Below are 18,891 nucleotides of genomic sequence, written 5' to 3'. Positions count from 1 at the left end.
AAAAAAGCCGGGAGTCTTTCCCGACTTTTTTATTTAAGAAGAAATGAGGTGCTTATGGAAATTGCAGAGGCGCGTAATCGCTTAAATGAGATGCGGACTGAAGTCGAAAATTTTGGCGAGTCATTGGATTTGGATGCCATGAATGATGAAATTGCAGCCAATGAGGATGAAATGAGCCATCCTGATTTTTGGAATGATCACGAAGCAGCACAAAAAGTGATTGATCAAAATAATAATTTAAAGAATCGTCGTGATAACTATGTGCGTTTGACGCAAGAAGTTGAAGAAGCAACGGCGGCACTCGAATTGTTACAAGAAGAGCCTGACGATAGCGATATGCAAGCTGAAATTGAAGACAACTTGGAACGCTTGGCAACTGACTTAGACGCTTATCGTTTGGAACAACTTTTGAATGAGCCATATGATAAGAACAATGCCATCTTGGAAATTCATCCGGGGTCTGGTGGAACGGAATCAGCTGATTGGGGTGCCAATATGCAGCGGATGTATACCCGTTGGGCTGAACAGCATGGCTTTAAAGTCGATATTTTAGACTATCATGCGGGTGATGTTGCTGGAATTGATTCGGCTACGTTAAAGATTACGGGAAAGAATGCGTACGGTTACTTGCGGTCTGAACGTGGGGTACACCGGTTTGTGCGGATTTCACCGTTTGATTCAGCGGGACGGCGCCATACGTCATTCGTTTCAATTGATGTGATGCCTGAGCTAGATGATTCAGTTGATGTTGAAATTAATCCAGCTGACGTTAAAATGGACGTCTATCGTGCTTCTGGAGCTGGTGGTCAACATATTAATAAAACTTCATCAGCGGTGCGTTTGACTCACGAACCAACTGGAATCGTGGTGGCTTCGCAACAAGAACGTTCTCAGTTCCAAAATAAGGATTTAGCCTATAATATGTTGCGGGCTAAGTTGTATCAATTAGAAATGGACAAAAAAGAGACTGAACGTTCAAAGATTGCTGGTGAGCAAATGGAAAATGGTTGGGGTTCACAGATTCGTTCGTATGTTTTCCAACCATATCGCATGGTAAAAGACCATCGGACTAATTATGAATCTGGTAATCCACAAGCAGTGATGGATGGTAACTTAGATCCGTTCATTGATGCTTATCTGCGCTGGAAGCTTGCTTCAGAAAATCCGGAATAAATAAAAACAAGCTTAGCCAATACTGGTTAAGCTTGTTTTTGTTTATGATTTAGAAGAACATGTAAAAGGCACCGGCAATGACACCGAATAACAATACTAAGAGCATACCAATCACAAGGGCGCGAACCCAAAGCGGATAGGGGGTAGGTTTAGTATCAGTTGCTTGATTAACGGCATGATTTTCATATTCGCGTAGTTGCGCTTCGGGATCATCATTATTTTTTTGTGATTGCTTTTGCGCGGTTGGTTTTTTCTTGCGTGACATAAGATTACTCCTGATTTCGTTAGTTTCTTGTGACAAGCATATATAAATTTACTGCTAATTTCAATCATATGGGGGATTTCGCAAGAAAATTTTGGAAAAAAGCATAAAAATCTTGATATTTCTCAAGGAGTAAGTATAATAGTTTAAGTAAGCTAATTTGTTAGCGAATGGCATGTCTCCGTAGCTCAGTTGGTAGAGCAAGGGACTTTTAATCCTTGGGTCCACGGTTCGAGTCCGTGCGGGGACATTCCAAAAGCACATACGTCTAGTATGTGCTTTTCTTTTTGCCGGTAGTATTATAAAAAGCGCCAAGCTGGGGAAACCAGCTTGGCGCTTTTTATTTTGTATTTAAATGGCAATGGCATCAACTTTTTGTGGAACCAGCTGATCGGCAATATCAGTGAAGATGCCGTCAACGCCGTTTGCTTCTAGCTCAGCGACAACATTCAAATCGTTTACAGTGTAGACATTTACGCCGAAACCACGTTCGTGAATAGTAGCGATATTTTCAGGTGTTGCATCTGAAACGTCTAAGTGAATGTAGCTCGCGTTGCAAGCGTCCGCAACTAATTGCCAGTCAGGATAAAATTGGCCGGCGTCATAGAGGACGGCATATTTTAAATCTGGTGCAAGGGCATGCATTTTCATAAGCATAACCGGGTTAAAGCTTGAAATGTAGAGATCCACCAATGTATTTAAGTAGTTAAGAGTTGGTGCAAGTTTTTGTATCAATTCATTTGCGAGTTGTGTACCGTTAGGACCGGTAATCCCTTTGAGTTCAAGATGCAAATTAACATGTGATTCTTCAACGATTTGAACTAAATCGTTGATGGTAAGTAAACGGGTTTGTGCGAAGTCAGGCCCAAACCAACTACCAGCATCGGCATCGACAATATCATCGAAGGTTAGGTCAGTGAGTTCACCAGTGTGGTCAGTTGTCCGGTCAAGCTTATCATCATGTAGTAAAACGAGTTGGCCATCGGCTGTGATTGAAACATCGGTCTCAAACCAGTCTAATTGGTACTGTTGCATGGGTGCAAAACTAGCGAAGGTATTTTCAGGGGCAATGGCTGAAAACCCACGATGGGCAATAATATTAGTCATAATTTTATCTCTACTTTTCCTCATTTTCGGCTTTGGTGACTAAATTTGGTAGTCCTTGTTTGACTACAGTTATAGCTTAAACTTTTTATGTAAAAGCACAACACATAAGCCGATATTTAACGTAAAGATTTTAATTACATTTGTTATAGGAATGTGATTTAAAAGTACAGATTACCCCAAAATACTACGATATGAGAGCTAAGCCACGTTACATTTTTAATACATTTTACCTGTGCTTTTGCAATAAAAAAAGGCCATTAACAAAAGTTAATTAGCCTTGCGTGTTTTGCGTTGTTTAATTCGTTTGAATCTTTCGGTTGCTGGAGTAAAAAACTCAGCAATCGCTTGGTAATTATCAACCATATCAACCAAGACACTTTCCCAATAGTGAGGTAAAGCAGAAGTACTTCCCCACATATGTTTTAGGATGATGTCCTTTTCCATTGGTGATAAGTCTGTGATTTTTTCAGCATTCCGGTAAGCCACTCGGGGATGAATATAAGCATGTGTGCCTAATTCAAACTTGGTTTCACGCCAATCATAAAAGAATAAATCATGGAGTAAACCGCCACGTGCGACCGCTCGTGCATTTAAATGGAACCGCTTTGCCAATACATAACTCTGATATGAAACATTAATGGAGTGGGTTAGGCGGTCTGAGTGATGATGCTGAACGTATTGACCCAATTCCTGTACGGCTGGATCACGCAACAAATCACTGACAATGTCGACATATTCGGTATCTTCACGCCAATCGCGCATCTAATCCCTCCCTTCAATCTTTAAGATATAGCTAGCTTACTCTGCTAGGGTTAATGTTGGCTTAAAGCGAACATGGCAATCCCAGCGGCCACTGCAACGTTCAATGACTCGGCTTCACCACTAAGTGGAATATAGAGATTCTGTGTTGTAGCTTGGACTAAGTCGTCTTGCATGCCTTGACCTTCGTTACCCATAATTAATGCGAAATCAGTTTGGGCTGGAATGGTAAAGAGATCAGCCGCTTGTTCGTCTAATTGAGTTCCGTAAACATTCATGTCATTAGCTTGGAATGTACGTGTCCAATTTAATAAATCACCGGTTGTGATTGTTAAGTGAAATTGGCTACCTTGCATTGCCCGAACTGCTTTAGGGGCATAAGGGTCAACTGAACCTTCACCGAAGACAACCCCAGCAAATCCAGCTGCATCAGCTGTACGTACCATTGTACCAACGTTTCCAGGATCTTGAATGTGATCCAAGAAAAGCCAAGCTCCTTGGTGAATATATTGTGGCTCACGAGTTGCGTTAGGCAATGAAACTTCGGCGAAAATACCTTGTGGCGTCACGAGATCAGATAATTTTTTGGCAATATCAGCAGTGATTTCAAATAGCGGAACCCCTTGGGGAAATTCATCCTGGTGTTCTGTTAATTGAGCTGATGTCCCCATGATGGCATGTAAGTGGCCATCATGATGAATTGCTTCCTGGACTAGATGCCAACCATCTAAGAGGTAAGTTTGACTCTTATCGCGACCCTTTTTGGTCTGTAATTTTTGCCATGCTTTCACACGGCTATTTTGATTTGATGTTATATTTTCCATAAAGTTCATTATACGCTGATTCTGTAAAATATGCTTATGTTATAATAGAATAATCTTATAAAGTAATTGAAAAGAGGGATATACCCATGCCAGTGTTAGATTTAAACGACCCTCAAGCGGTCGCACGTTATGATGCTTTTGTGCGTCAATCACCTTATGGTCAAGTAACCCAAGATTTAGGTTGGGCAGAAGTTAAAAATAATTGGGAACCAATTGATGTTTATTTAGAAGACGACAATGGAGACATCAAAGCAGCGATGTCAATGTTGTTGTCAGATACTAAAACCGGTAAAAAGTTTGCTTACGCTTCAAAAGGACCAGTGATGGATGTTACTGATCTAGATTTGTTGGATCAATTAGTTGATGAAGCGGTGACTGCTTTAGACGGTCGCGCATATGTGTTGCGCTTTGACCCTGAAGTTCCTTATAGTGATGAATTAAATGAGGCTCTAATGGCTCGCGGTTATAAGACACGTAATAAAAACGTGGCTGACCAAGGCATGCATGCAACGATTCAACCAAGGTTAAACATGGTGTTGGATTTGACTAAGTTCCCCGATGCCCAGACGACACTTGATTTGTATCCTTCAAAGACGAAGAGTAAGATCAAGCGTCCATTCCGTGATGGTGTTGAAGTACACTCAGGCAATACGGCAACTGAATTGGATGAGTTCTTTAAAACTTATCAAACGATGGCCAATCGTCATGGTATTTCATACCGTCCAATTGAGTATTTCCAACGCATGCAGGCAGCCTTTGATGCTGATACGATGCAAATTTTCGTGGCGGAACGCGAAGGTGAATTACTTTCAACTGGGATTGCAATTAAGTATGGCCCAAAGATTTGGTACATGTATGCCGGTTCAATGGATGGTAATACTTATTATGCCCCATATGCCGTGCAATCTGAGATGATTCAATGGGCGATTGATAGTAAGGTTGAGCGTTACGACCTTGGTGGAATTGAATCTGAATCAACGGATGACAGTTTGTATGTCTTTAAGCATGTCTTCGTGAAGGATGCCCCAGTTGAATACATTGGAGAAATCGATAAGGTGCTTGACCAAGCCGCTTATGATGAACTCGTGCAAGATTAATGAAAAAGTCATGACTAGGGTCATGACTTTTTTTGCAGGAAAGGATAAATAGATGAAAAAGATTGATGCGCATTTACACTTGGTACAAAATATCGCTGGCTTTAATGGTAAGGGACGTTTAAACGCACTTGGAAATGGGGATGCAATCTGGGATGATGGGACTCTGATCCATTTGTTGCCAAATGAATATGGTGAGACTGATTTCACGGCGGAAGCGGTGCTGCGATTAATGGACACCAATGGTATTGACAAGGCAATGGTGCTGCAAGGTAGTTTAAATGGTTATCAAAATTATTATACTTGGCAAACGATGCGCCAGTATCCAGACCGTTTTATGGGTGCTTTTTCGGTCGATCCCTTTACGGAACAGTTTATGACGATTTTGCAAAGGCATGTCCGCGATTTAGGCTTTCGTTCGATGAAGTTAGAAATTAGCGCGGGTGGTGGCATGCATGGTTACCATGTGACGACGCCATTTCGCCTAGATTTGGATCCACGGGTGGGGCAAATGCTCCATTATTTAGCAAATTATCCTGGATTTAATATTATCGTTGATTATGGTTCTGCTGATCAGATTAGTCATCAGCCTGAAGCGATTGTGAACTTGGCACAACGTTATCCCATGTTAAATTTTGTTGTGTGCCATCTCTCGTTTGGCCAAACCAATCAATTAGCTTTGTATCAAAACACGCTGGATCAATGGCAACCTTTCACAAATATTTATACTGATCTAGCAGCAATTCAAGATATTAATGATGAAACGAGCCAACCCTATATGGCTTCAACAGAATTGGTAAAGCGGGCTTATCAGACCTTAGGAAGTGAGCGCCTACTCTGGGGAACTGATTCGCCATGGTCGGCGACATTCAATGCGTATGCTGATTTAGCAAGTTGGCTCGAAAAAGCAGATATTATGCCGACATCAGCTTTAGAAAATGTTTATTATCAAAATGCTGAGCGCTTATATTTTAATTCAGAAGCAAAACGAGCTGTACTGGAAGCAGTCGACCCTTCCCAGTGCTAAGCGAATAATAAGCGTTTTCTTAGAAAAAAACGGTGCTAGGTGTGTTGTGTTTGTTGACTTTTAGTAATAGAATGAAATAGACAGATTAAAGACGAAACTTAGCATGAGGAGGAAAATCAGATGGCAGATAATACAGCAACCGCACCAGAAAATGTACAAATTTGTGATAAGTTTGCAGCAACGTTTGAAATTTTGGGGCGTAAATGGAATGGATTGATTATTGAATCACTTCTAAATAATGGCACAATGCGTTTTAAAGATTTATCACAAACGGTGGTGAAGTGTTCTGATCGTGTATTGGTTGAACGCCTAAAGGAGTTGGAAGCTAATGACATTGTTGAACGCCGGACATATGATGATTCATCATTGATTGAGTATGCCTTGACTAAAAAGGGTGAATCAATGCGCAATATGATGGAAGTTGTGCATGAATGGTCTGATAAATGGAATGCAGATTGCACTGCCGAAGCATAGGACTTGCAGGAGTGTCTGCATTTTTAGTAGAATAGCATTATCGACAAAGAATGGTCAGAAGATAAGCGCTTTTATTTAGCGAGTTGGGGACAGTGGGAGCCCAATTAAAGGACTTATTTAGATTCAACCAGGAGTTAAAGTGTTGTTAAGGCACTTTCGTGTTGTTTACGTTATCAAACTAAGTGAGGATATAGCCAGAAGACTATATTAAAGCTGGGTGGTACCACGTTTATAACGTCCCTTTAGTAAAACAATGTTTTGCTAGAGGGCTTTTTTATTAGCAAAAGGAGTAACGAATGAGCTTACAAACGGAATTACAAACGTTGCGTGACCAAGCAATGACACAAATTGATGGTGCGCAAACGTTAAATGAATTGAACGATGTACGAGTTAAAGTGTTAGGTAAAAAAGGTTCTTTAACTGAAATTTTACGTGGCATGAAGGATTTATCAGCTGACGAACGACCTGTAGTGGGCGCGATGGCCAACGATGTCCGAAATGAATTAACGGATCAAATTGCTAATAAGCAAACTGAATTAGAAACAGCGACTTTGAATGAACAACTAAAGTCAGAACAAATTGATGTGACACTACCTGGCCAACCAGCTATTCAGGGACAACCCCACGTCTTACAACAAATTATTGAAAGTTTGGAAGATCAATTTATGGGGATGGGCTACCAAATTGTGGAAGGTCCTGAAGTTGAACAAGATAAGTATAATTTTGAAATGATGAACCTGCCTAAGGATCATCCTGCTCGGGATATGCAAGATACCTTCTATATTTCAAATGAATTATTGATGCGGACCCAAACTTCACCAGTCCAAGCTCGTACATTGGAGCAACATGATTTTTCAAAAGGACCTTTGAAGATGATTTCACCCGGTCGGGTTTATCGTCGTGATACCGATGATGCAACTCATTCACACCAATTCCATCAAGTTGAAGGATTAGTTGTGGATAAGCATATTACGATGGGTGATTTAAAGGGAACTTTGCTGGCCGTCGCCCATCAATTATTTGGTGAAGATCATGATATTCGTTTGCGCCCTTCATATTTCCCATTTACTGAACCATCAGTTGAAGTTGACGTCTCATGGAATCCAGTGATGCCCGATACCAAGCCAGAAGATATTGACTGGATTGAAGTGCTTGGGGCTGGAATGGTGCATCCAAATGTGTTGGAAAAAGCCGGTGTTGATTCATCAGTTTATGGTGGCTTTGCCTTTGGCTTAGGTCCTGATCGTTTTGCCATGTTGAAGTATGGAGTTGAAGATATTCGTAATTTCTATTTGAATGATGTGCGCTTCCTCACTCAGTTTGATCAGAAAGGATAATAAAAGATGAAAGTATCAGTTAATTGGTTACGTGAGTATTTACCAATTGCATTACCTGCTAATGAGTTAGCGGAAAAAATTTCACGTACGGCCGTAGAAGTAGAAGATCAATACCGTCCACAAGGTGATATGAAAAAGGTCGTGATTGCGAAAGTGCTTTCCGTAACACCACATCCTGATTCAGACCATTTGGTCATTACACAATTAGATGCAGGTGAGGATGAGCCAATTCAAGTTGTGACTGGTGCACCTAATGTAGCTGAAGGACAAACAGTTGTACTTGCTAAGCACGGTTCAACAATTGGTGATGGTAAAAAGATTCGCCGTGGTAAATTGCGTGGGGAACCATCAAATGGTATGTTGTCAGCCTTGCAAGAATTAGGTTTAGATAACCAAGTGGCACCCAAGGATTTGGAAGAAGGCATTTGGGTCTTTAACGATGCCGATGCTGCTGATTTAACACCTGGGGAAGATGCCTTTGCAGTGCTAGGTTTTGATGATGATATCCTTGAATTGGGGATTACGCCAAACCGGGCGGACATGCTTTCAATGAATGGGACGGCCTATGAAGTTGGGGCAATTTTGGATGAAAATGTACAATTGCCTGATTATACGCTGACAGAGTCAGACGAAGCGACGGCTGATTTAATTACAGCTGAAGCACCTGCTGATTTGGCTAAAAAGTATGCAGTACGCGTTGTTAAGGATGTGCATGTTCAAGATTCACCACTCTGGTTACAACGTCGTTTGTGGAATATGGGGATTCGACCAATCTCAAATGTGGTTGATGTCACGAATTTGATGCTTTTGACATACGGACAACCTTTGCATGCTTTTGATTATGATCAATTACCTGCTAAGCAACTTAAGGTGCGTACCGCTAAGGAAGGTGAAAACATCAAGACGTTGGATGGTGAAGACCGGACGGCTAAAGCTGGTGATATTGTGATTGATTCGAATGGCGAAGCACTAATGTTTGCTGGCGTCATGGGTGGTGCTTCAACTGAAGTAACTGACCAAACGACCAATGTTGTGTTGGAAGCAGCGGTTTTCGAGCCTAAAGCAATTCGACACGCTGCACGCGACCAAAACTTGCATTCAGAATCAGCACAACGCTTTGAACGTGGCGTGGACGTTTCAGCGACCTTCACTGCGCTTGATCATGCAGCGGCCTTAATTGCAGAATTGGGCCAAGGAACGGTGACCAAGGGACGGGTTGTTGCACAAGACTTCGACTATGAAGCACCTGTCGTGAAGATTTCAACTGATGAAATTAATAATGTGCTTGGAACTCAAATTGAAACAGCTGAGATTGCCAAGATTTTTGACCGGCTTGGTTTTGGTTACGAAGAACTTGATGGTAAGTTTAGTGTTGTGATTCCATCACGACGTTGGGATATTTCAATTCCAGCTGATTTGATTGAAGAAGTTGCTCGTTTGTATGGTTATGATAATTTGCCAGCCACTTTACCAGTCGGTGCGACAACACCAGGTCAATTGACGGAGAAGCAAAAATTGATCCGTGATTCACGCCATACCCTTGAAGGTTTGGGATTGAATCAAGCGATTTCATATGTTTTGACCACACCAGAAAAGGCAACGCAATTCCAATTGGACACAGATAATGAACCAGTTGAAGTCAATTACCCAATGTCACAAGATCGGCGTGTGACACGTGGTAGTTTATTGACTTCATTGCTTGATGATGTTGCTTATAATCTAGCACGTAAACAAGCAGATGTTGCGTTATACGAACAAGGACGTGTCTTTGCATCAAATGGCTTGCATGATTTGCCAAATGAAATCGAACATCTTGCAGGGGTTGTGACTGGAAATGTTCGTGAACGTGATTGGGATCAAGCAGCGCAACCAGCTGATTTCTTCTACTTGAAGGGCTTGGTTGAGCAATTATTGACGGATTATGGCTTTACTGATGCCATTACTTATGTACCAAATCAAGATCGGCCTGAGATGCATCCCGGTCAAACCGCTGACATCTATGTTGGGGATACATTGGTTGGTTTCATTGGACAAATTCACCCCACAACTGCCAAAATGTATAAGATTAATAAAACATTTGCTTTCGAATTGAACCTATCAACGATTTTGACTTTGCCACGTTTGAAGTCAACTTATGAACCAGTTTCAAAGTTCCCTTCTATTTCACGTGATCTTGCCATTCTAGTTGATCGCGATGTACATTCAGCTGACTTAGTTGAAACGATTAAGGCGCATGGTGGGCAAGATTTGCATGATGTCAAGGTCTTTGACGTCTATACTGGTGAAAATGTTGCGGATGATAAGAAGTCAATTGCGTACGCTTTGACGTTCGTAAATCGTGAACATACATTAGTTGATGATGATATTAATGCGGCAATTGAGCGTATTACTAATGCACTCGAAAAGCAATTCTCAGCAGAAATCCGTTAAAATGTGGCGCTTGCTGTGAAGAGAGCGCCCTGCTATACTGGAAAATAGTTTAAAACTTATATTCGTAATGAAGGAGTATATTCATGTCTGAGAATGAATACAAATCGAGAAAGGCGAATAACGCAAATCAAAAGCATAAATGGTATGATTTAAGCTTTTGGCAATGGGTTATTGTGATTGTATTGGCATTGTTAGTGGTTGGCGTCGGCCACCATATCTATGCCCAACATGATCGTACCAACTACTCGGCACTAAATAAGGATGATAAGAAAAAGAAGGAAGTCCAAATTAAGGATGGTTCTTCAACTTCAATGATGGCAAGTAGTTTGAAGGATGCGGGCGTATTGCGTTCTAAGCGGGCCTTTAAGTATTATGTAGATCAACATAATTATGCAGATTTGAAGGCTGGATATTATGAATTAAGTCCAAATATGACCGTGCCACAAATTGTTACCGCTCTTCGATTGGGCGGTTCTACGGTTCCAACAAACAGTAAAAATGTTGTGGTGGTTCGTGAAGGTGAAGGCATTGACGATATCGCGGATGAAGTTGGTAAGAAGACTGACTTTAGCGCAGCATCGTTCCGTAAGGCTACCAATGATCCAAAGTTGTTCAAGAAGTTGCAACAACAATATCCTGGACTTTTGGACTCAGCGGCTAAGGCTAAACATGTGCGTTACCGTCTAGAAGGTTATTTGTATCCGGCTACTTATAGTTGGCGGGATGCTAAGAATGTTGATGATTTGGTCGAGATGATGGTGCAACAAGAATATGTTGCCTTGCAACCTCGTTTCCAAGAAATTAAGAAGTCAAAGATGTCAATTCAAGAAGTTTTGACATTAGCTTCCCTCGTTGAACGTGAAGGTGTCGATAATGATAGTCGTCGTACCATCGCAGGGGTATTCTTGAACCGTCTCGATGATGACATGCCAATTCAATCTGACGTGGCAACCAAGTACGCGCTTCGCACAAAGAAGACGAACTTGACGAGCAAGGATGTCCAAAACAAGAGTCCTTATAACTTGTACAAGTATACTGGCCTTGGACCTGGACCATTCAATAACCCAAGTGTTAATTCAATTGATGCGGTATTGCATCCTAAGGATCGTGACAAGGGTTACCTTTACTTCGTGGCTAATTTGAAGACTGGTAAAGTTTATTATTCACAAAGCTTTGATGAACATTTGAACAATCAAAGTGGTGTTGAAGAAACTAACCAACAAGTTGGTGCTGAAGACGCAAAGAAGCAAAATTAATAAAAAGCCAGCTGCAAACGCAGCTGGCTTTTTTGTTTGTAGTTTGAATGTTTTTAAGCAAGGGTGGTTGGGAAGCGCCCTTTGAAAATGGAACGTGATTTATTAAATGATGGATCAAAAAAAGCGCCACTGTTAAGGTAGCGCTTTTTCTTTTTAGAAGTTTTCCAAAGGCTTGACTGATAGAATTTTTACTTCCATCGTGTCGTTATTTGGAAGTGGTACTTCAACAATGTCACCAACATGATGGCCAATCAAAGCTTGGGCAATTGGTGAATCGTTTGAGATTTTACCTGAGAATGGATCAGATTCAGCACCACCAACGATTGAGTATGTTTCTGGTTCTTCATCTGGAAGCTCTTGGAAAGTCAATGTCTTACCGGGAGCAACTTCGTCTTCTGAGAATTCAGAAGAATCGATAATCACGGCGTTATCAAGCATGTTACGAACAGTGTTAATACGACCTTCAGTGAAAGCTTGTTCGTCCTTTGCTGATTGATATTCTGAGTTTTCTGATAAATCTCCAAAACCACGGGCAGTTTGAATGCGTTGTGTGATTTCGGCACGGGTTTCGGTTACAAGCGTATTTAATTCTTCTTCTAACTTACGCTTACCTTCTTCCGTCATTGGAAATTGTTTTTCTTCAGCCATAATTGGCCTCCTATAAGATAATAATAGTTTTAGCAACCTTCTATAAAAGGTTTCATGAGATACATTACCATGGTCCCATAGGCTTGTAAAGCGCTAACAGGGACGAACTGACGCTTATTTTAATCGGTGTTGTCGTTTAGAATCTTCAGACCAAGCCAGCCCCAACATGAAGAGGAGCGTACCAATTGAAATTGTGACGGCCGTCTTCAAGAGTGGTACCACATACTTGAAGGTGACGCGGTGTTCACCGGCTTTCATGGGTACGCCAATAAAAAATTTATTCAAGGTCACCGTATCGGTTTGCTTTCCATCAACATAAGTTTGCCAGCCCGGTGTATTAGGGATGCTAGTCATTAACATTGTCTTTTCGCTAGGCATATTAATTTTTCCACTTAATTTAGTTTGTGTCACATGATCTAGCTTTAAGCCATGTTGTTGGATGGATTGTGCTTGTTTAGCAAAACGTTTTGCATGACCTTGATAGAGAGAAACGTTTTGTAACCACAAATCTTTTTTCTTGAAAATCAAGGTTATCTTTTCAGTGGTTCCTTGCTTGCCTGGTAATGGCAAGATAATGGTGTGCCGATGATCCGGAATGGTCTTAATTGCTTGACCATTGATTTGAATCTCAACATTGTCATCATTCATATCACTACCAAGTGTTAGATAATAAGGGTTATTGTTTGTTGGCTTGTAGTACAAGTCAACACTAGCCGCGGCATGGGTGTTGTCCTTGCTGAGATACGTGCCAGTAATTGTTTTAGGTGCTTGTGTGTTGAATGCTTGCACACGCGTAAAATTAGCGATATCAAAGACATTTTGACTTTGGTAGCCGTTTAGGTTGTTCCACATCCGTTCTTGATTTTCGATGGGATCATCAGTTTTAAATTTGGTATTCAAAGCATTTTGACTCGCTGCAAAACCAACCGGTAAAGCATATGGATTTTTAGACAAAAGAGTTAAATCATTTGATTTGACCGGCTCGTAAATGCCATCGGTATCTTGACGTGGAAATTGCGTCGTGTTGGCTGGTGTGCCATCTCGGTCGGCTTCTTGTCGGTTGTCTTGGAGCAGATAACGCATTGATAAAATACTATCTGAAACGATTGTGCCACTAGAATAGTCGACATAATTATCACCTTCTGATTGACCAATTAAAGCCATAAAGCGACTTTGTTGATATTCCAAGGCAGAACTGAAGGCTGAGCCGCCATTATAACCACCTTGGAAAGGATCACCTTTAGTGCGTTGGAATGTTTGGGCAACACGGAAGAAATCGTGAGAGTTCGTATGCTTCAAGTCCTTGGTTATGTTATTTAAGTTTCGAATGTAAGTTTGATATTCGGAATTTGATAAGTAGCTAAAGTTATTGAGGCTAAGTAGGGCACCACAAGTCATTTCAGCAACAACAATGAGACCAAGCAGAGCTTGCCAATACCAATCCGTGCGTTCGATGGTCATAAGCAAAAGGACAAGTAAGAAGAAGCAACTACCGATAATGAGTTGATTTTGGTCAAGGAAATTAAGCTTTTCCAAACGCGTATAAAGATAGCCAACTGCGGCGCCCGCAATGATCAGTAAGCTGCCGGCCTGTAACCAAGTCAGTGATAGACGTGGTTGCCAGATTGATGCGCCAAGCCAAATTATCCAGAAACAAAAGATAAACGAGAAGCGATAAGGATACCAAACTGGGAATTGGAACCCATGCCAAAGTAAATTCAAAGGACCGTACATCATTGAAACAACTAAGAAAGCGGTAATGAGAATCGTGATGACACGAACTTGCCAACGGACGGTCCGCGAAGTAATAAAGAACCAGAACAAAATTAGCGGTAAACTACCAATGAAAATGTTAGGGAGTCCCGAAGGCATTTGATCAAAATTGAAAGTACCAACAAAAAACTTTCCAAGAAAATCCGGAGGAAAATAATCAAAGCGCCAATGCAAATTTTCAAGCATGTATTGGCTTTTGCTATTCATTAAGGTATAAGCTGTAGGTAACCAGGCAAAACATGATAGGCCAATACTGATTAAGGCTCCAAATGTGAATTTGAGCCCCATCCGTAGCCGTGTCTTCCATGGATAGGCTTCCCAAAAGATACGCCAAATGATGTAAAGCACTAAGAACAAGCCAATCATATAGGCCATGTAATAGTTAATAATCATGATGGCCGTTAATGGCAGAACAAACCACCAAATTGAGTGGTTGTCGATTGCCTTTTCGAGGCCTAAAATAATAAGTGGTAGTAAAATTGCAGCATCAAGCCACAGTAAATTCAATTGATTGGCAACAAACCAGCCCATGAAGGCATAAGTAACACCAAAGAAGATGAGGCTAAAACCTTTTTGCCAGCGCATTTTATGCAAGGCAAAGGCAAAGGCCCAGCTGGTGAGACCATATTTGATGACGGTTAATCCGAGAATCGCTGCTGGTAATTGAACATTTGAAAAAGGTAATAGGAGGAGATTTAAGGGGCTAAATAGATAGTAGGCCCAATCACCGTAAGTTTCACCACCTAGTCCTTTGGAAAAGCTATAAAACCATTGCGAAGGATCTTGCGTCAGCATGTGTTTAAAGGCCACAAAAAAATCAATGTACTGTTGGCCTAAGTCGACCGTTAAAATAGTGTTATTTCCAAATGGGGCCATATGCCGCATGGCAAAATAGATGGTCATAATTAGTGCTGGCAATAAAAAGGCCGCCCATAAGGCGAGCGTGTTTTTTTGCCATTTAGTTGGATTTAAAAATTTAGGCATGTTGTTACTCCAGTAAAATAAGTTACTTCTATTAAAACACATTTGTAATTATCATACCTAAACATATTTTTATGGTTAGGTATGCTACAATAGAAAAAGTTATTCATGTAAAAAAGGGGTCATATTATGCAAGCACCAAAACGACGCGGTCGTCGTGATAATGGATCTGCCATGTCACGGATTCCTGCCCGTCTAAACGTATTACTTGGTATTGTTATTGTAATTTTAGGTGCATTAGGATGGCGCTTAGGTTCATTACAACTAGCGCAAGGCGCCAAGTTTAAAGCTGAAGTAAATAGTTCCGATTCAAGCATTGAGCAAATGAGTGTGCAACGTGGAATTATTTACGATAGCTCGGGTAAAGCGCTTGTTACCAATAAAGGATCACAAGCAATCACATACACCAAGCCTAAGAATGTTACTGATCAAGATATGTATAAGACGGCTAATGAAGTGAGTCGTTATGTCAAGATTGATACCAAAGGGCTATCACAAAGCAATGTTATTAAGTATTATATTCAAGATTCAAAGCGTGCTGAACGTTTGGCTAAGGAAGGTAAAATTGTTGCCGCACCTGGAACAGATCAGTATGTTAATCAGTTGACTGATTATGCCGAAAAGCATCGGAATGAAATTAAGCTAGATGCGAATGAAAAGAACGCAGCCATGCTCTTCCAGAAAATGGAAAATGCATATTCACTTTCAACTGTATATTTGAAGCAAAAAGATGTTACGCAAAATGAAATTGCTAGCGTTGGTGAACGCCAGTCGAAGATGCCTGGGGTGAACGTTGGTATTTACTATAAGCGTGAAGGCGCAACTAATTCTGACAAGTCATTACAGATGATTGTTGGAACGGTTTCAAAGACCGGATTGCCAGAAGATCAAGTTAATTCATTGATTGAAAAGGGCTATTCTCGTGATGATAATGTTGGAACGTCGGGGCTTGAGCAACAGTATGAAGATATCCTTAAGGGTACCAAGCGTAAGGTAGAGTTTAAGACTGACGAACAAGGAAACACAAAGCAAAAGGTGCTTTATAAGGGCCGTTCTGGTTCTGATTTGAAGTTAACCATTAATGCGAAGTTCCAAAAAGATGTGCAACAAATTCTAAAGAATGAAATGCCTGGTGGCGCAACGCAAGGTGCTTATTCTGTTGTTATGAATCCAAAGACTGGAGCTGTTTATGCCATGGGTGGTGTCAACCGGACGACTGATGGTGGTACCGAAGATGATGCGCTCGCAACGATTAATCGTGCCGAAGTTGTTGGTTCTGTTGTTAAGCCAGCCATGATTGTGAATGGTTTGATGCGTGGAACGATTACGCCAACTAATAATACTTTCGTTGACCAGCCAATTCATGTTGCTGGAACATCGGTTAAGGCTTCATACTTTAACCAAAAGGGTCAAAACTCAATTCCATTGACGGCGTCAGACGCGTTGGAAGTTTCTTCTAACTCGTACGTTATGCAGTTAATGTTGAAGATGTCAGGACACCCTTATGTTGAGAATATGTCACTTCAAGAAGTGCCAACAAGTATTTTCCAAAAGATGCGTGAAGGCTTTAACCGTTTTGGATTGGGAGTTAAGACCGGAATTGATTTGCCTGGTGAAACTGCTGGTCTACGTGGTGAAACTGATCGTTCACACATTGGTAATGCCTTGGATGAATCGTTTGGACAGTATGATACTTACACGACCATGCAATTGGCTCAATATGTTTCAACGATTGCCAATGGTGGTTACCGAATTCAACCACACGTTGTCGACACGATTGAACATCAAGATGATAATTCAAAGGTGTTGAAGACGGAAGAAACAGTCCAGCCAAAGTCATTGGGATCAGTTGGTTGGACTGATGCCCAACGTCAAGTTATTTGGGATGGAATGGATAAGGTTGTTAATGGTACTAGTCAATTCGTTACTGGTGGTGCTTTGAAGAACCTTAAGCCTGGGGTCTATGCGAAAACTGGTACAGCCGAAACCTTCACGAATGGTGAAGCAACGGTTACTTCATCATTGATTATGTTCTCACCTAATCATGATGTGGCTTTGTCAGTTGTGGTACCTGGTGTTTCTCAAAGTGCTGAATCAGTCAACATCCCAATTGCTAAGGAAATTTACAATGCTTACTGGAAGGATGTTGAGTCTAGTAAGAACAACAATTAAGTAAGTGTGTTAAACTGAGTCATGGAAATGACTCAGTTTTTTTGTGAGGAAAATGATGGCAGAAACAAAGCAATTTTATCGGCAACAAGCTTTAGCTCGCTTACAAGCATTAAATGATGAAGCGCGAGCGGTCTATGCGCAATTAATGACTAAGCAAATGACTGAACGCCCAGAATGGCAAGCAGCAAAGGTGGTCGCACTGAGTTTGGCGCAGGATGATGAATTACCTACGCAGTTACTAATTCAAGTGGCCTTAATCCAGCATAAACAAGTGGTCTTACCTAAGGTTCGGCCACAACATCAAATGGATTTCATTCCAGTAGATGCGGAAACGGTTTATGAGCGACATAAATTTGGGATGTTAGAACCAGTTGGAGACCCATTGCATGATTTAAAGGCAATTGATGTAGTCGTTGTACCAGGCTTGGCTTTTGCTGCTGATGGGGCACGGCTTGGCTTTGGTGGTGGCTATTATGATCGATGGCTACCAAAAGTTGAAGCGCCTACTTTTGGGTTTACGATTCCTGAAAATTATTATCAAACAGCAGCGTGGCCCACTGAAACTACAGACCAACCGGTTGATCATGTACTTGTATTAAAAGGAAACCAAATAGATGACAGAGATTGAAAAAGGATGGCGAGGATTTAAAGCAGCACCAATGACTTGGACATTGACCGGGGTGATGGTGTTGGTCTTTTGTATTGAGTTAGTGCTATCACGCTCACTATCGATTAACTCTCGTGTATTATATGAAATGGGTGGGGCCTATTCACTCAGTATTTTGCATGGCGAATGGTGGCGTTTGCTTACGGCCGGCTTTTTACATGGTTCGTTTCTGCACATTGCATGTAATTTAGTTGTTTTTGTATGGATGGGCCGGATGTTAGAACCTCTTTTGGGCGCCAGCGGCTTTCTCATTCTCTTTGTAAATGGTGTTTTGGCTGGTAATTTACTATCTTTGTGGTTATCACCGGTTTTAACGCTTAATATTGGTGCTTCAGGTGGTATCTTTAGCTTTTTTGCTAGTTTTATTGTCTTTTGGCTTACGGCTTGGCATCGTCAATATTGGCAAGAACAAGCTAAGGGGATGGCGGCGTTTGTGGTGTTATCGCTCGTGTTAAACATTATGTCACCGAATGTGAGTGTTTGGGGACATGTGGGTGGCTTTATTGGTGGCCTGGTTCTAACGCTCGGGGTGATGTGGCATCGTCAGTTAAAGACGCAGTTTAAAGTTAATTGGATGAAGATTGGCTTGAGTTGGCTCAGTATGCTTGGATTATACGCAGGAGTACTCGTGCTGATTCAGCAACGATTTGGAGGTTAATATGGCAATGCGAACATTTTTAGATGTCTTAGACTTACTAAAAAAATATGATATTTATATTCATCTTGGAAAACGTTTGTGGGATATTGAATTGGCTGCGATTGAAATTGATAATCTTTATCGAGCCAAATTATTATCACCGCAAGAGTACGCGCAAATTAAAATGGTTTTGAATCATGAGCACGAAGCTGAACAACAGCGTGAAGACAAAAAAGAAAAATAAATTCTAAGTAAAATTTTATTTGTTTT

17 protein-coding genes, 1 tRNA gene and 1 other annotated feature are annotated in these 18,891 nt (G+C 41.1%); of the genes, 12 read left to right on the top strand and 6 right to left on the bottom strand.

Annotation, left to right across the window (positions count from 1 at the left end; translation table 11 throughout):
• Nucleotides 1-54 precede the first annotated feature (54 nt).
• On the top strand, nucleotides 55-1,173 hold the full coding sequence (gene prfB / locus JOC36_RS00925; protein WP_205144630.1) for a peptide chain release factor 2: 1,119 nt from the start codon (nucleotides 55-57) through the stop codon (nucleotides 1,171-1,173).
• Nucleotides 1,174-1,222: 49 nt separating this feature from the next.
• Here prfB and JOC36_RS00920 read toward each other — a convergent pair whose 3' ends face one another.
• Entirely contained in the window at nucleotides 1,223-1,438 is a 216-nt protein-coding gene (locus JOC36_RS00920) for a hypothetical protein (RefSeq protein ID WP_205144629.1), read from the bottom strand.
• Nucleotides 1,439-1,612: 174 nt separating this feature from the next.
• Between JOC36_RS00920 and JOC36_RS00915 the strand changes: the two genes are divergently transcribed.
• Nucleotides 1,613-1,685: transfer RNA gene (locus JOC36_RS00915), tRNA-Lys, on the top strand.
• 101 nt (nucleotides 1,686-1,786) lie between these two features.
• Here the strand turns inward: JOC36_RS00915 and JOC36_RS00910 are convergent.
• From JOC36_RS00910 to JOC36_RS00900, 3 genes are all read right to left on the bottom strand, one after another.
• The gene (locus tag JOC36_RS00910) at nucleotides 1,787-2,542 is read right to left on the bottom strand and encodes a glycerophosphodiester phosphodiesterase family protein (RefSeq protein ID WP_205144628.1); all 756 of its coding nucleotides are present in this window, start codon (nucleotides 2,540-2,542) and stop codon (nucleotides 1,787-1,789) included.
• A gap of 267 nt (nucleotides 2,543-2,809) precedes the next feature.
• Complete coding sequence (locus JOC36_RS00905; protein ID WP_205144627.1) at nucleotides 2,810-3,304, bottom strand: HD domain-containing protein; 495 nt, start codon at nucleotides 3,302-3,304, stop codon at nucleotides 2,810-2,812.
• 50 nt (nucleotides 3,305-3,354) lie between these two features.
• Nucleotides 3,355-4,125 carry a TrmH family RNA methyltransferase gene (locus JOC36_RS00900; protein WP_205144626.1) on the bottom strand — a complete coding sequence of 257 codons (771 nt, stop codon included), beginning with the start codon at nucleotides 4,123-4,125 and terminating at the stop codon, nucleotides 3,355-3,357.
• An 86-nt stretch (nucleotides 4,126-4,211) separates the two neighbouring features.
• Here JOC36_RS00900 and femX point away from each other — a divergent pair, with 86 nt between their 5' ends.
• The 6 genes from femX to mltG all read left to right on the top strand — a co-directional run bounded on the left by femX (nucleotide 4,212) and on the right by mltG (nucleotide 11,743).
• Nucleotides 4,212-5,222, top strand: coding sequence for a UDP-N-acetylmuramoylpentapeptide-lysine N(6)-alanyltransferase (gene femX / locus JOC36_RS00895; RefSeq protein WP_205144625.1), 1,011 nt, complete (start codon nucleotides 4,212-4,214; stop codon nucleotides 5,220-5,222).
• A gap of 52 nt (nucleotides 5,223-5,274) precedes the next feature.
• Nucleotides 5,275-6,246, top strand: a complete 972-nt coding sequence (locus JOC36_RS00890) for an amidohydrolase family protein (protein ID WP_205144624.1) — start codon at nucleotides 5,275-5,277, stop codon at nucleotides 6,244-6,246.
• 120 nt (nucleotides 6,247-6,366) lie between these two features.
• Nucleotides 6,367-6,720: a winged helix-turn-helix transcriptional regulator gene (locus JOC36_RS00885; RefSeq protein ID WP_205144623.1), complete on the top strand. Its 354-nt coding sequence runs from the start codon at nucleotides 6,367-6,369 to the stop codon at nucleotides 6,718-6,720.
• Between the two features lie 37 nt (nucleotides 6,721-6,757).
• Nucleotides 6,758-6,965 (top strand) — a binding site (T-box leader).
• 51 nt (nucleotides 6,966-7,016) lie between these two features.
• A complete protein-coding gene (gene pheS / locus JOC36_RS00880; RefSeq protein ID WP_205144622.1) occupies nucleotides 7,017-8,057 on the top strand; it encodes a phenylalanine--tRNA ligase subunit alpha in 1,041 nt (346 codons plus the stop codon).
• Between the two features lie 6 nt (nucleotides 8,058-8,063).
• Nucleotides 8,064-10,487 (top strand): phenylalanine--tRNA ligase subunit beta, encoded by a 2,424-nt coding sequence (pheT, locus tag JOC36_RS00875; protein ID WP_205144621.1) that lies wholly within the window; start codon nucleotides 8,064-8,066, stop codon nucleotides 10,485-10,487.
• 83 nt (nucleotides 10,488-10,570) lie between these two features.
• Nucleotides 10,571-11,743 carry an endolytic transglycosylase MltG gene (mltG, locus tag JOC36_RS00870; protein ID WP_205144620.1) on the top strand — a complete coding sequence of 391 codons (1,173 nt, stop codon included), beginning with the start codon at nucleotides 10,571-10,573 and terminating at the stop codon, nucleotides 11,741-11,743.
• A gap of 153 nt (nucleotides 11,744-11,896) precedes the next feature.
• Here mltG and greA read toward each other — a convergent pair whose 3' ends face one another.
• Nucleotides 11,897-12,391, bottom strand: coding sequence for a transcription elongation factor GreA (gene greA / locus JOC36_RS00865; protein WP_205144619.1), 495 nt, complete (start codon nucleotides 12,389-12,391; stop codon nucleotides 11,897-11,899).
• 114 nt (nucleotides 12,392-12,505) lie between these two features.
• Nucleotides 12,506-15,148 carry a YfhO family protein gene (locus tag JOC36_RS00860; RefSeq protein ID WP_205144618.1) on the bottom strand — a complete coding sequence of 881 codons (2,643 nt, stop codon included), beginning with the start codon at nucleotides 15,146-15,148 and terminating at the stop codon, nucleotides 12,506-12,508.
• A 126-nt stretch (nucleotides 15,149-15,274) separates the two neighbouring features.
• Between JOC36_RS00860 and JOC36_RS00855 the strand changes: the two genes are divergently transcribed.
• The 4 genes from JOC36_RS00855 to JOC36_RS00840 are packed head-to-tail and all read left to right on the top strand — an operon-like array spanning nucleotide 15,275 to nucleotide 18,865.
• On the top strand, nucleotides 15,275-17,317 hold the full coding sequence (locus tag JOC36_RS00855; protein ID WP_205144617.1) for a peptidoglycan D,D-transpeptidase FtsI family protein: 2,043 nt from the start codon (nucleotides 15,275-15,277) through the stop codon (nucleotides 17,315-17,317).
• Nucleotides 17,318-17,372: 55 nt separating this feature from the next.
• Complete coding sequence (locus JOC36_RS00850; RefSeq protein ID WP_205144616.1) at nucleotides 17,373-17,945, top strand: 5-formyltetrahydrofolate cyclo-ligase; 573 nt, start codon at nucleotides 17,373-17,375, stop codon at nucleotides 17,943-17,945.
• Nucleotides 17,932-18,642 (top strand): rhomboid family intramembrane serine protease, encoded by a 711-nt coding sequence (locus JOC36_RS00845; protein WP_205144615.1) that lies wholly within the window; start codon nucleotides 17,932-17,934, stop codon nucleotides 18,640-18,642. The genes JOC36_RS00850 and JOC36_RS00845 overlap by 14 nt, the downstream gene beginning before the upstream one ends.
• 7 nt (nucleotides 18,643-18,649) lie before the next feature.
• Nucleotides 18,650-18,865 (top strand): YqgQ family protein, encoded by a 216-nt coding sequence (locus JOC36_RS00840; RefSeq protein ID WP_205144933.1) that lies wholly within the window; start codon nucleotides 18,650-18,652, stop codon nucleotides 18,863-18,865.
• Nucleotides 18,866-18,891 lie beyond the last annotated feature (26 nt).

Source organism: Weissella uvarum, from assembly GCF_016908785.1.
In the GTDB taxonomy this organism is placed as follows: Bacteria; Bacillota; Bacilli; order Lactobacillales; family Lactobacillaceae; genus Weissella; species Weissella uvarum.
The sequence above is the reverse complement of the archived record's forward strand: the minus strand, read 5'-3'. Positions and strand labels throughout refer to the sequence as shown.